The 13694-nt window shown below is 51.4% G+C and carries 8 protein-coding genes; 4 read left to right on the forward strand and 4 right to left on the reverse strand.

The genetic code is table 11. The features are described from left to right. The first annotated feature begins 189 nt into the window (after nt 1–189). Nucleotides 190–1767, forward strand: a complete 1578-nt coding sequence (locus tag NSQ80_RS04475) for a methyl-accepting chemotaxis protein (protein WP_232228323.1) — start codon at nt 190–192, stop codon at nt 1765–1767. Between the two features lie 108 nt (nt 1768–1875). On the opposite strand, the gene NSQ80_RS04480 is transcribed toward NSQ80_RS04475, so the two are convergent. The 4 genes from NSQ80_RS04480 to NSQ80_RS04495 all read right to left on the reverse strand — a co-directional run bounded on the left by NSQ80_RS04480 (nt 1876) and on the right by NSQ80_RS04495 (nt 7030). Beyond that, on the reverse strand, nt 1876–4113 hold the full coding sequence (locus tag NSQ80_RS04480) for an S-layer homology domain-containing protein (protein ID WP_323075816.1): 2238 nt from the start codon (nt 4111–4113) through the stop codon (nt 1876–1878). Nucleotides 4114–4235: 122 nt separating this feature from the next. Next, nucleotides 4236–5435 (reverse strand): MFS transporter, encoded by a 1200-nt coding sequence (locus NSQ80_RS04485; RefSeq protein ID WP_323075817.1) that lies wholly within the window; start codon nt 5433–5435, stop codon nt 4236–4238. Nucleotides 5436–5531: 96 nt separating this feature from the next. Continuing rightward, complete coding sequence (locus tag NSQ80_RS04490; protein WP_323075818.1) at nt 5532–6449, reverse strand: aldo/keto reductase family oxidoreductase; 918 nt, start codon at nt 6447–6449, stop codon at nt 5532–5534. Nucleotides 6450–6685: 236 nt separating this feature from the next. Continuing rightward, complete coding sequence (locus NSQ80_RS04495) at nt 6686–7030, reverse strand: iron-sulfur cluster biosynthesis family protein (protein WP_036644899.1); 345 nt, start codon at nt 7028–7030, stop codon at nt 6686–6688. A gap of 104 nt (nt 7031–7134) precedes the next feature. Between NSQ80_RS04495 and NSQ80_RS04500 the strand changes: the two genes are divergently transcribed. The 3 genes from NSQ80_RS04500 to NSQ80_RS04510 all read left to right on the forward strand — a co-directional run bounded on the left by NSQ80_RS04500 (nt 7135) and on the right by NSQ80_RS04510 (nt 13639). After that, the gene (locus NSQ80_RS04500; RefSeq protein WP_260069745.1) at nt 7135–7377 is read left to right on the forward strand and encodes a hypothetical protein; all 243 of its coding nucleotides are present in this window, start codon (nt 7135–7137) and stop codon (nt 7375–7377) included. Between the two features lie 22 nt (nt 7378–7399). Next, nucleotides 7400–8458 carry an NAD(P)/FAD-dependent oxidoreductase gene (locus NSQ80_RS04505; RefSeq protein WP_127576152.1) on the forward strand — a complete coding sequence of 353 codons (1059 nt, stop codon included), beginning with the start codon at nt 7400–7402 and terminating at the stop codon, nt 8456–8458. Nucleotides 8459–8632: 174 nt separating this feature from the next. Beyond that, on the forward strand, nt 8633–13639 hold the full coding sequence (locus NSQ80_RS04510) for a S8 family serine peptidase (RefSeq protein ID WP_339301542.1): 5007 nt from the start codon (nt 8633–8635) through the stop codon (nt 13637–13639). Nucleotides 13640–13694: the final 55 nt, after the last annotated feature.

A 13694-nucleotide genomic window follows, 5' to 3' on the forward strand; every position in this document is an offset into this window, starting at 1 on the left:
GGGCATCAACCTATGAAAATTTAATTAAAAGGTGGAATCATCATGTCCAGGCGAGGTAATTTATTCCGATTGTTTAAGAGTTTCAGGTTCCATTCGCTAACCGGCAAATTGCTGGGAATGATCGTACTGCTAATGACAATATGCGCCGTATCTTTCACGCTGGTGTCCTATTACGAGGTCCAACGATCAATGACCAGTCAGATGAAGAGCGACGGGACCACCCTGGTGACGAACATTAAACGCGAAATCATCAGCAATGAGCTGTTGGATATGGAGCAACTGCAGAAGGTATTTCAAACCATCATGGAGGAAGGCAACGGCAACCTCGTTTATGTCTCGCTCTACGATGCCCAAGGGAAATTGATCGTATCGGATAACAGCCAGCTCCAGGGGAACACTGCAGAGGAAATCGACGCCGTCGCTTCTTCCTCGGTTACGGCGTCAAATATGGATTTGTCCTCCGTTGTTGCCAATCAAGAGACGACGGGCCAAATCTTGAAAACGGCCAGTGGTGAGAAGGTTTATAATATTTCCACGGAATTTACATACAACCAAGAGCTCTCCGGTGCGTTAAATGTGGGGATCTCGCTGGAAAGCATGAACGAGCAAATCCGCGATGCACTAATCGAGACGATCGCTATTTCGCTTTTGATTTTATTGTTCGCCGTCGCCTTGGGCGTGTTTATGGGACATCGAATGATTCGTCCGATCGTGATGATGTCCAAATGCATCAAACAGTATGCCGCAGGGGATTTTACCGAAGAATTCATCCATCATAGCCGCGATGAAATCGGTAAAATGGCAGAGGACCTTGCCCATATGCGCAGCAAGCTGGGCGGGATGATGGAGAACATCCAGCTTCGCGCTGGCCAAGTCACCTCCGGTTCGCAGCAGCTCTCGATAATGATCGGGGAGAGCTCGCAGGCGGTGAAGGAAATTTCAACCGCGACGGATGCACTGGCGACGGGATCCAGCGATCTTGCGGTGAATGCGCAGGAGGGGTTTGAGCGGCTGAACCGCTTAGCCGAGGAGATTCTTGCCTTGACTGCGCGGGCAGACCAGATGAAGGCAAGCATTGAAGAGACGCAGGAAGCCAACCAAACAACCATGAGTAGCATGAAACAACTGCAGAAAGCGATCCGTGAAAATGCAGAGGTCACCGTCAACATTGAGGAGCAGGTGAACGACCTCAGCGACAAATCGCAGTCGATTACTCAGGTGACGACCGTGATCAAGGCGGTTGCCGAGCAAACGCATCTCTTGGCGCTGAACGCCATGATTGAAAGCGCAAGAGCCGGCGAACAAGGCCGTGGCTTTGCGGTTGTGGCGGAGCAGATTCGTAAGCTGGCCGAACAAACGACAGGTTCGGTGCAGGGGATCGAGGAGATGGTGCGGGAAGTGTCTGCTGCCGTAGCGAAGACCCGGGAGTATATGCAGCAGGGAACCGAAGTCATTACCCGGACAAGCGAGGTGTCGCGGGAGACCGGTCAAGCGTTCCGGCAAATCGATCAGACGATCCATCAGATGATCGCGGGCATGCAAGAGCTGATCGATGGAATCATGCAAGTAAACAACGACAAAAACGAAGTGATCGGCACCATCGAAAACATCTCCTCCATCGCACAGGAAGCCACTGCGTCTACCGAGGAAATCTCGGCTTCAACCGAGCAGCAACTCGCCAGCATGGAGCAGGTATCCGCATCGGCCGTCGAAATGAAAGAGATTGCCGACGATTTGCACCGGATGGTGGAGCAGTTTAAGTTTTGATTAAAGCCCAACAACAACGAACCCCTCGCAAATACAATGTTTCATAGAGCTCTTTACAAAAAAAGTGCCGATGCAACCCTCAGCGAATGAGAAATGCATCGGCTTTTTTTAATTTTGGTAGGCGTTCACGGTTGCATTACCCGCTTCGACCTTTAACCAGTACATAAAATTCTCGCGTGTTTCGATATCGATACTTAAAGAGGGCTCTTCTAGTCCTGTTATAGTTAACGAAAAGTTACCATAATCATCAGCGGTTACCGAACGGGTCATTAGTCTCTTGGACAAAGGGGATGGTCCGTTGATATGAACGGAAAACGTCTTTCCTGCGACCTCTGGAAAAGTTCCCTTAATAAATAAACTATGATCTAAGGAGTAAATGGCTCTAACCGTATTATCAGGGAATCCACCATTTTTTTCATTCTCAGAGAACGGGGTAGGCGACAGCGGTTTTGGCCATATATCATATCCTAGCTCGTATAAGTTTTTCAAGAACACGATGGCTTCGGCTCTAGTTAATTTATCATCTCCGGCGTAGCCCTCTACTGTTGCAGACGTCTTGCCTGAAGTGTATCCCATATTGAACAAATAGCGAATCGAGTCATCATCGGAGTAGTTTCTGCCTCCGAGACCCGCAACGATCCGAGCCACTTGAAGCCTGGTAATTGGTTGGTTGCGAAGTTTGATATCCTTGATACTATCATCTACGTCCAAGTTCAAGGTCCCGGCAAAACGATAATATTCGTCACTCCATGCACCGCGGTCATAGTATGCAGTTCCGGCGCTTTTCTTCATGCTTTGGACCATACTTGAATTGGAATAAAGTTTGAAAAGCATCGCGAAAAATTCAGCTTCTGTAATTGGATTGTTAGGCTTAAAGGTACCATCCTTATATCCGGAGGCAATCTCCCGATCGATAGCCCAAGCAATGGCGCTACTGGCCCAATGAGAATCAACATCACTGAAGTTAGATCGTCCAGAGATATTGACAGTTAACTTCAACTGTTGTCCTTCATATTCAAAGAGAAGTTCCGCCCGACCTGGCTTAATTCCTTTTATTATATTCCCATTGATTTGAATCAGATCTGAACTTGTCGTGAGTTTGTAATTGGATTCGACAGTAAAACGCAATCCATTTGAATACGAAGCAATTACGGTTGGAAGCTCAGCTTGGCCGTTTTGTTTAATAGAAATTTCTTTCGTTTGAGTGGATAGGTTTTGCAGTTCATTTGTTCGACTTGGATCTATCTTGAAAAAGTGAGTCTGATAGGATATCTCGGCAGGTGTACCATCAATTTTACGAAGTCCAGTGATATTTACTGAAAACTGTTCCCCGTCTTGGATCATTTGGACATCATCGGGACGGAAGATGATTGCATAAACGTGACCATATTTCGTAGTATCGACGTTAAAATAAGCTTGCTGCTGCCATTTTAAATCCTCAGAGTCGACGTTGCGGTATCCCGCAGGAAATTCCTCTTTCACCATCTCATGATTAAAATTCCAAGTACGTTGGTCCGATAGTCGGGTTAATTCCACTTTTACATCCGAAAGGGAAGGAGCCTCGAATCGTTCCGGATTTAGCTGCACGGACCAAGCTTGTTGACCATTAAAATATTCAAGCGGGAAATAACCTTTATTGGGATAAAGGGAGTAGTTGAAGTTAAGCGAATCGCTTCGACTGGTATCAAATACCTGCATCGCGCTATAGTATCCGCTCCCTTTAGCAGGGTTAGATTTATATGCCAGACCGAAGCCAATGTTTTTTAGCTGCGGGCTTAATACCCATCTTCGATGGCCTAGTCTATCGATATTACTGACGTCAGAATCATCCATATAGGCATTCACGCTATCCACTAAAATATTTCCGTTGCTTCCGGACGTATAATAAAGATTTGAGGAGCTACTGGATTTGTATCCGATGTCATAGAATTCTTTGAGCATATCGGCTGGTTGTTTTGGCCAATGGGTGAGTTGTCCCACAGTGGAAACAAGTACAGAACCATGCTGTGCTTGCCGGTTTAGTTGAGGATCCAACTGCAGATCACTAGGCAAACCGGTGATAAACCGATAGAAGTTTGCTGTGTCCAAGCCCCTTTTCAGATACTCATCATTCAACTTCCCTGGTAAATAGGGAGCTGTCGTAGCGGGTTCTTCAGCGAAGGCTGGGGAAGTTCCAGAAGTTCCTGTATTCCATAGCCGCCAATGATCGATGATCTCCTCTTTACTTCGCTCCGGTAGCATGCTGTCTAACTGTTCCGCATAAACGCATTTAGGTAATAAAAATGCGCAGAATGTGATTCCAAGGGCTGCGATCAGATGAATCGATATTTTTCTCCAACCTAACATTTAAAGAGGCCACTCCTTTGTCAAACTCCGATAAAATATCGGGAAAAATGTGATAATTAAAACAAATTCGACATTTTTCTGATATTTCCTTCATTTGGGGATGGTGGCTCTCGAAATCTTGATTATCTGCTGACCCGCTCGCGCCGCAGCCCGCGCACCTGCGCGTACACGGCGACGAGCTGCGTCAACAGGCCGGCGATGCATACACCGGTCCAGCCGAAATGCGCATAGCTGAACGAGCCGATCCCGGAGCCCAGAGCTCCGCCGATGAAATACGATACCATATAGATCGTATTGATACGGTTGCGGTACTCGTCGCTGATGGCGTGGATGCGGGCCTGGTTGGAGATCTGCGTCGACTGGACGCCAAGGTCGAGCAGAATGACGCCGACAACCAGGCCCGCCAAGGTGTAGCCGAAGCCGAGCATGCAGGCGTAGGCGAGGATCACCGCGCCCATGCCGATGGCGATGGTGAAGCGCGGACTGCGCCGATCGGCCATCCGCCCGGCGATCGGCGCAGCCAAGGCTCCGACGACGCCAATCAGGCTGAACAGACCGGCCGCGTCAGGGCCGAGGCCGTAGTGCGGTTCGGCCAGCAGGAACGACAGCGTCGTCCAGAACACGCTGAAGGCGGCGAACATCATGCCGCCGTTCAGCGACGCTTCGCGAAGCAGCGGCAGATCTTTAATGAGTGACGCCATCGAGCGGAACAAATCCCCATACCCGGCCATTGCCACGGACGGGGACTTGGGCAGGCGGAACGCTAAGAAGAAGGCCAGAAGGATCATGAGTCCGGAGGCGATAAAATAAACGGTCGGCCAGCCGAGATATTCGCCAACGAGCCCGCTGAACGTCCGGGAGACGAGAATCCCGATCAACAGTCCGCTCATGACAGTGCCGATGATTCGGCCGCGCTCCTTTGGGTCGGCCAGCTGTGCGGCGAGCGGCACGATCAGCTGCGGGACGATGGAAGTGAAGCCCACGGCGAAGGAGGCGACGCTCAGGATGATGCTGTTCCAGGCAAATGCCAGAAACAGCAGGGCGCCGGCGGAGCAGACGAGCATGAACAGAATCAGCGATTTTTTCTCACGGATATCGGCCAGCGGCAGGATCATCAGCATCCCCAGGGCATAGCCAACTTGCGTCAAAGTGGCAGCGTACCCGACCTGGGATTGCGTAACGCCAAACGAGGCGGCAATTTCCGCCAGCAGCGGTTGAATGTAATAGAGATTCGCCACGGCGATGCCGGCGGTGACCGCCATGGTCAACACGAGAAACCGACTCAGCCGAATCGGCGTGCTTTCCGTACTTTCGGTAGGCATGTTTTCTCCAGCCCCTCCTTTCGAGATTTTGGACAAAAAAACAACCTAAGTCCTGTGGAAACGGGGCTTAGGTTGTTTCGCGTAGGGACACTTAACTTACGGCAAAATGTTCCCCGCAGCACGGTAAATTTCGTACCATTCCTCGCGGGTCAAACGGATGTCGCTGGCTTTGATGCAGTCCTTCAAGCGGTCGATGTTCATCGTCCCGATGACCGGTTGCATTTGGGCCGGGTGACGCAGCAGCCACGCGATGGCGATGGTCGTATTCGTGACGCCGTATTTCGCGGCGATTTCGTCAATTTTCTGGTTCAGCTCAGGGAACTTCTCGTTGCCGAGGAAGACGCCTTCAAAGAAACCGTATTGGAACGGCGACCACGGCTGAATCGTGATATCGTTCAAGCGGCAGAAGTCCAGCACGCTGCCGTCACGGTTAATGGCGGCTTCGTTTTCCATATTTACGTTAATGCCGGCCGAAATCATCGTCGTGTTCGTGATGCTCAGCTGCAGCTGATTGGCGACGATCGGCTGTTTGACGTATTTTTGCAGCAGTTGAATTTGCATCGGGTTCTGGTTGGACACGCCGAAATGGCGTACTTTGCCCGCGGTATGCAACTGGTCGAACGCCTCCGCAACCTCTTCGGGTTCTACCAGGGCATCGGGACGATGCAGCAGCAGCACATCGAGATATTCGGTTTTCAGACGCTTCAGAATGCCGTCCACCGACGACAAAATATGCTCTTTCGAGAAGTCAAAGAACCCTTGGCGGATGCCGCATTTCGATTGCAGGATGATTTTCTCCCGAATTTCTGGATTCATGTGAATCGCATCGGCGAAAATCTCCTCACAGGAGCCGCCGCCGTAGATATCCGCGTGGTCAAAAAAGTTAGCGCCTTCTTCCAGCGCGGTTTGGACGAAACGTTCCGCTCCGGCTTTGTCCAGCGAGTTAATTCGCATACAGCCGACGGCAATGACAGGGACCTCCAGCGTGCTCGTACCAAGCTTGATCGTCTTCATTAATCGGATCCTCCTCTATGGTTAGGAATAGATGATTTATTCACCCGGGCCGGATATGTAAAAATATGAGATCGAATCCAGTTCCATCGATGGCGCCTGGATGCCCCCATCATTGTGACATAGAAAAACGGCGGATTCAAGAGCAGGGCAACGCGTTAAAGAAAAACAGCCCAAAAAGGCCGCCGGATCATAAATCCGGCAGCCGAAAGCGGAAAGGAAGGGAAGCCCCTGACCGTTTAGCGAAGGGCTTCGCTGGTAGCAGCAACGCGTTTGTCTTTCAGCACGACGTTGTTGCTGTACAACATCGAGTCGCTGCTCAAACGGTAAGTTGGGTAATTCTCATGGGCAAACAAGCGTAAGACGTCATCAAACAAAATTTCTTGCTGGCGATCCACCAAAAAGGTGAAGCCGCCCGATTCAAATGCGATATCAGTAGGAAGCGGCTCGCTGACCAAATGCAGCGAATAAACGCCGGCTGCGCTGCACCCTTCCGATTCGCCAACCAGCTTGAAGTACCCCGGCTGGCCGCCTAGGCTTTGCGCAAGTTTTTCTTTCGTCAGGTTCGTCATGTCTACTCTCATTCGACACACATCCTTTAGCCTCTATTTATATTTAGTAAAATTAAATTTCCTACAATTTATTTATAAACAATTTAATGAAAGGTGTCAAGTGGGGGAAAGATCACTTGTACGCCGAAGACCTGAGCGAAAGTATGCAGCTGATGGAATGGGTTTGGCAACGGGATGACAGAGCGCTGCGGAATCTTGGACGCTACGAATATTTTATTCGCGGCAGCGAGGCGCGGGCGGGAAAGGATTCGCTTTTTAAGAGAAAAAAGCAAAAAAATTTAGATAATAATGATTTTCATTCTCAATTAGATATGATACGATGGTTCCATCCAAGTAGATCATTTACTTTGTTTACGTGATAAAAAAGGAGAGGTAACGACGATGGAACCAACCGTATATGATGTCACGATTATCGGAGGCGGCCCTGCCGGGTTGTATTCGGCCTTTTATAGCGGCTTGCGCGAGATGAAGACGAAGCTGATCGAGTATCAGCCTTTTCTTGGCGGCAAAGTGAATGTGTATCCGGAGAAAATGATTTGGGACGTCGGCGGCCTGACGCCGGTCACTGGAGAACAGCTGATCCAGCAATTGATCGAGCAGGGAATGACGTTCCAACCGGAAGTTGTGCTAGGTGAAAAGGTGACTTCGATTTCTCGGGGCGAGGATCGCATTTTTACATTGCATACTGCATCGGGAGCCAAACACTACTCCAAAACGATCATCCTGGCCATCGGCGGCGGGATTCTGAAGCCCACGAAGCTCGACATCGAAGGGGCGGAACGATTCGAAGTGACGAATCTCCACTATACGGTGAAATCGCTGGGCCGGTTCAAAGGCAAAACCGTGCTGATCTCCGGCGGCGGGAATACCGCGATCGATTGGGCGAACGAGCTGGCTCCGATTGCGAAGAAGGTCTATCTGACGTACCGAAAAGAAACGCTGAAAGGCCACGAGGCTGAGGTGACGAAGCTGATGAAGAACGATGTGGCTTGCCTGTTGAACACGTCGATCGTGAAATTGACCGGCGCCAAGGGCGGAGATTCCATCCGCAGCGTATGGATTCAAAACCATGAGGACGGCTCCATCGTCGAGCTGGAAGTGGATGAGGTGGTGGTCAGCCACGGGTATGAACGGGATAAGGCGCTGCTGGAAAACAGTGAAGTCAAGATCGAAATGGCGAACGAGTACGGCGTAAAAGGAACGGCCATGAGTGAAACCACGGTGGAGGGGATTTTTGCTGCGGGGGATATTTTGTCTTATGAAGGCAAGCTGCATCTGATCGCCGGGGCTTTTCAGGATGCGGCGAACGCTGTGAACCGAGCCAAACAGTACATCAACCCGGAGGCAGAGGCATATGGAATGGTCTCCTCGCATAATGATCTGTTCATTGAAAAAAATCGGGAGCTGAAGAAGCAACTGTTTGCGACAATGGCAGAATAACCGAATCTACTACATATGGATGCGCTTACCTGAATTGGGTAGGCGTATTTTTTTACCCTTTTACTGCTTATGTGCCATAAAAGTGGGAATATATCGAAACCTCACCCAATAGATATAAAGTCAGCAGCTTGTATAGGCTCCTTGAAAACTATGAACGGTGAGGGAGATGAGAGTTTGAGCAAGAAAGTCGTTGCAGGAATCTTAAGCTTCCTCCTGGCATTTACGCTGCTTCTGCCGATGGCAGGAGCCGAAGGCGACGCTTTGGCGGGAGCCGATGCAAGGAGGGACGGCGTTCCCCGGTTGAATCAGGACGCCGTGACGCAGGAAGCGCTGCGTAAGCAAGTATCGGACGTTCAGCTGAAAGGCAGAGAGCAACGGGAGGTTTTGGGTCAAGCCTCTCCCGCAGGCAATAAGTTGCAGCTGGAACGCCAGGACGCCGAAGCGGCCGCGGTTCAACCGCAAAACTTCGTTCCGCTTACGGACGGCAGCGAGTTAACGACGGTCATCGTCGAGCTGCAGGAAGCGCCGTTAAAGGTGTTTGAGGCTACGCAGAGCAAAATGAAAACAAGCCATTCGCTGAGCTCCCACAGAAAGGCGATCGATTTGCAGCAGCAAACGTTCAAGACGCAAGCGGTTGGTAAACTGAAGGCCAAAATTAAACGCGAGTACGAAAATATTTTTAACGGGTATTCGCTGACCCTTCCGGCCAATGAGATCGAAAATCTGCTCAAGCTTCCGGGAGTGAAGGCCGTTTATCCTAACGAAACGGTCTATGCCACGGAGGAGGAAGAGACTCCGACTGCGCCGCTGGACAGCGTGTCGTTTATCGGCAGCGGTGACTTCTGGGCCGAAGGAAACGAAGGCCAGGGGATTAAAGTTGGGGTCATCGATACCGGTGTGGCGAAGGACCATCCCGATTTGGCGGATGCGGTTCCGGATGGGTATTGGGGTTATGACTTTGTGAACGATGATTCCGAGCCCTACGAAACAACGAAGCAGGATTATTTGGATGCACATGCCCAGAATCCGTCGCTGCCTGAGTTTGATGAAAACGGCAGAGCTTACTATACTTCGCACGGCAGCCACGTCTCGGGAATCGTAGCCGGTCGTGGCGTTGGCACGGATGAACTGGCAGGGACCAAAGGGGTCGCACCAGAAGCGGAAATTTACGCTTATAAGGTGTTAGGTCCATACGGCAGCGGTACGACGGAGGATGTGATCGCCGGTATCGAGCGTGCAGTCGTGGATGGCATGGATGTCATCAATCTGTCGCTGGGCTCCAACACCAATAACCAGCGCTCCGCCGACTCGATTGCGGTCAACAATGCGATGAAAGCCGGCGTTGTGGCCGTGGTATCCAGCGGCAACTCCGGACCGGGGGCTGCGACGGTGACCGATCCGGGCAGTTCGGAGCTGGCGATTACGGTTGGCGCATCCAAGCCGCCGCTCGTCACGCCGATTATGCGGATTCCGGCGATGGGCGGAGAAGGCTTCTTTATGGATACGTTTGATAAGTCCGCCGGGATCGAGGATTTAACCGAGTCTTACCCGTTGGTGGATGTTGGACTCGGGAAAGCAGCGGATTATGCGGGTAAGGACTTGAACGGAAAAATCGCCTTTATCAAACGCGGTGAGATTTCCTTCGCGGAAAAAGCGCTCAACGCCCAAGCCGCGGGTGCGGCCGCCGCGATTGTGTTCAACAACGTGCCGGAAGCTTTGGAAAGCGGGACGTTGGGGGACGCAGATGTTCAAATCCCGGTTTACGCTCTTTCTGGAGCGTATGGGGGACGAATTCGGGAGGCTTTGAAGGAACAGGAGCTGTCTGCTGAATTCAGTACAACGATAGAAGAAGATATTATGGCGGGCTTTAGCTCGCGTGGACCAGCCAAACCGGGGTATGACCTCAAACCGGACATTTCCGCACCAGGGATGAGCGTTCGCTCCAGCGTGCCGGATTATGAAGGCTGGTATGCCGCTCAAAACGGCACCAGTATGGCCGCGCCGCACATTGCAGGTGCAGCAGCCCTCGTGCTGCAAAAATATCCAAACCTGACGCCTTATGAAGTAAAGTCCTTATTGATGAATAATACCGTGAAACTCAGCGATCGGAACGGTGACCGCTATACCCACATGGATCAAGGGGCCGGTCGGGTCGCGCTGGATCAGGTTCTGGAGGCCAAAGCGGTAGCGATGGCAGAGGATTCGACGCCTTATGTGGATGGGGATCTCCCGGAAACTTTTTATACGGGCAGCCTGTCGTTTGGATATGTTGGCAACGGCTTTTCTGCCAAACAACATGTGATCGTGAAGGACATCGTCGGGGAGTCCTCGACCTACACGGTCAGTTCGCATTGGTATGGCAATGCATCGATTGACCTAACCTTGTCTGCGGCAGAGGTTGCGGTCAGCGCTGGCGGGGAAACCAGCTTCGACGTCGAAGTTGTCGTGCCGGAAGAAGCCGCCAACCAACGGTATGAAGGTGAAGTGATCCTGACCGAAACGGCAACCGGGCATGTGATTAACCTGCCGGTATCGGTCTACGTTGGTGATACGCCGCAGGTGGATGTGGTGACGGATGTAGATCTGTCCAGCAACCCGATTTCGCCGAATAACGATGGACTTTATGATACTACAGACATCTCATTCACGGTGAATGAATATACCGATTACTTCTCGCTGGAAGTCCATGATCTGAACGGAAATTGGCAGGGCGTGGTCTTTGAAACCGATCAAGGCATTGATCCCGGCAGCTATACTTTGAGAGGTTGGGACGGAAGTGTTTTTGATGAAAATTACGACGAAGTGTTACTTCCCGATGGCGGATACCTGCTGATCCCTTATACTGGAACATCCTTGTTTGACTCCGTTCCTTCGGAAGACTCTGCTTATGTATTCTTCGTCGATACGACGGCACCGGTATCCCATCTTAGTGAACCGCCATTGACAGTGAAGAGCTCTGGTCAAACGGGAGTCATCTCCGGCGAAGTGACGGAGGATATGCTGATTAATTATCTCGTGAACTTCGGCGGGCTGGATATGGAGCTTGTGATTGGTGTCGAGGCGTGGTTTGCAGATCCAGAGGGCAATGTAGATTATCGGTTTGGCACTATTGATAACCAAGGGAATTTCAAAATTGAGGTTCCCGTATATCCTGGCGACAACGAATATGAAGTGTACATCTATGACTTGGCCGGGAATGGGTTCTGGGATCCGGCACATGTGTTTAGCTACAACCACGCTACAGAACCGGAATTGATCGTTAACACTGAAAATCTGACGCTGCAAGCAGGAGATACCGAACAACTCACCGTAACGTATAAAGCGGCAAACGGTGAGGAGAGCGACGTCACAGTAGCAGCAGAATATTCCGTAGCTGACTCGACTATCGCGACAGTTGACCAAGGCGTCGTAACCGGGGTAGCAGAAGGAACGACCACGATTGAAGTTGCGTACGAAGGAATCTCGAAGACCGTTAATGTAACCGTAACCGCTGAAGGCAATGAAGAACAACCAGAGCTGCGGGTGAATCCGGAGAGCTTGGATCTTCAAGTAGATGAAGTTCAAGCGCTCACCGTAACGTATAAAGCGGCAAACGGTGAGGAGAGTGACGTCACAGCAGCAGCGGAATATACCGTGGCGGACTCCACGATCGCGACTGTCGATCAAGGTATCGTGACCGGGGTAGCGGAAGGAACGACAACGATTGAGGTTGTGCACGAAGGTCTCTCCCAAACTGTTCATGTGACTGTTACTGCTGAAGGCGGCGAAGAACCAGAACCAGGGGAACCTTCGCTGATCGTTACACCACCTTCTCTGACTCTGAAAGTTGGAAAAAGCAACCAGTTAGCAGTGACTTATCGGGATGCGGATGGCAATGAAACCTCTGTGACAGATGCGGTATACGTATCGAGAGATCCGCTGATTGCTGCCGTTTCAAGTACGGGACTGGTTACGGCCTTGAAAGCAGGCTCTACCACGATCGACGTGACTTCCCAAGGTTTGTCGAAGTCCGTCCAGGTCACAGTCACCCCAGCTGACCCGCCTAACAATGGCGGCGGAGGCAATGGCGGAGGTAATAGCGGCGGCAACGGTGGCGGAGGCGGATCCAGCAGCGGCGGTTCCACTTCTACGCCAACCACGACACCAACAACGACGCCAACTAAACCAGCAATACCTAAGGATGCCGTAGCCATCAAGGCAGGCGAACCAACGGTGGTGAAGCTGCCAAATGGGTTTACGTTAACGATTCCGGAAGGCGCGATCACTTCCCCGGATGCCGCTTATGTCCAAGTCACGCCGGCAACCGAGGAAGAAACGAAGAAGCTGCTGGAAGGATTGAAGCTGCCAGCAGAAGTTCAACCGTTTGGAATCTATTATGATATCAACATTTTAGCGAAAGACGGGAAAGCGCTGGAAAATATCCAGCTCAGCAAGCCAGCCGAAGCCGCAATCCCGCTGACGGCATTGAATCCTGAAGCAATCCATGGCGGGAAGATCAGCCTGTTCAAGCTGGGGGACAACGGAGAATTAACTCAATTCTTCGGACGATTGAAGGACGGTAAAGTGGTTGCGAACCTGTACGGCTCTAGCCGTTACATCTATCTGGCCAAGAACGTCACCTTTGCTGATGTCACCCCAGCGAAGTTCGCTTGGGCGGTGGATGCGATCGAAATTCTGGCATCGAAAGACATTCTCGCTGGATCCATCGACAGTAACTTCCATCCGACATCGCAAGTCACTCGGGCGGAATTCGTATCCATGCTGGTTCGGGCACTGGAATTGAAGGCTGATCCAAACGCAGCTAGCCAGATTTCCTTCCTTGACGTTCCTGCAGGAAGCTGGTACGAGGAGGCCGTGAAGTTTGCGACATCCAAGGGGCTGATCAGCGGTTATTCCAACGGTACTTTTGCGCCGGACCAACCGATTACTCGCGGTGAAATCGCAGTGGTTTTGGCGAAGGCGCTGGAGGTCCTGGGCCAATCCGCAGGGGAAGGCGGAGCGAATCACAGCTTTGCCGATCAAGCTCGCATTCCAGCTTGGGCCGCCGAGGCGGTAGCCAAAGTCACGAGCCTTGGCATCATGAACGGCAAGGCGGGGAACCGCTTCGAGGCCGAATCGCCAACGACCCGAGCTGAGGCAGCCGTCGTGGTGTACCGCATCTTCAAAGATTTTACCAAATAAGATTTGAACGTTCCGCCGTCGGTGCGCATGATGCCGGCGGCGGTTTTCATATACA

Origin of the sequence: Paenibacillus sp. FSL K6-2441, from assembly GCF_037964765.1 — a bacterium.
GTDB lineage: Bacteria > Bacillota > Bacilli > Paenibacillales > Paenibacillaceae > Fontibacillus > Fontibacillus phoenicis.

Bases quoted from the DNA above. Each gene is read 5' to 3' on its own strand.
- NSQ80_RS04485 (WP_323075817.1), bottom strand. From the start codon at position 5,435: ATGCCTACCGAAAGTACGGAAAGCACGCCGATTCGGCTGAGTCGGTTT.
- NSQ80_RS04490 (WP_323075818.1), bottom strand. From the start codon at position 6,449: ATGAAGACGATCAAGCTTGGTACGAGCACGCTGGAGGTCCCTGTCATT.
- NSQ80_RS04475 (WP_232228323.1), top strand. From the start codon at position 190: ATGACCAGTCAGATGAAGAGCGACGGGACCACCCTGGTGACGAACATT.
- NSQ80_RS04505 (WP_127576152.1), top strand. From the start codon at position 7,400: ATGGAACCAACCGTATATGATGTCACGATTATCGGAGGCGGCCCTGCC.
- NSQ80_RS04480 (WP_323075816.1), bottom strand. From the start codon at position 4,113: ATGTTAGGTTGGAGAAAAATATCGATTCATCTGATCGCAGCCCTTGGA.
- NSQ80_RS04495 (WP_036644899.1), bottom strand. From the start codon at position 7,030: ATGAGAGTAGACATGACGAACCTGACGAAAGAAAAACTTGCGCAAAGC.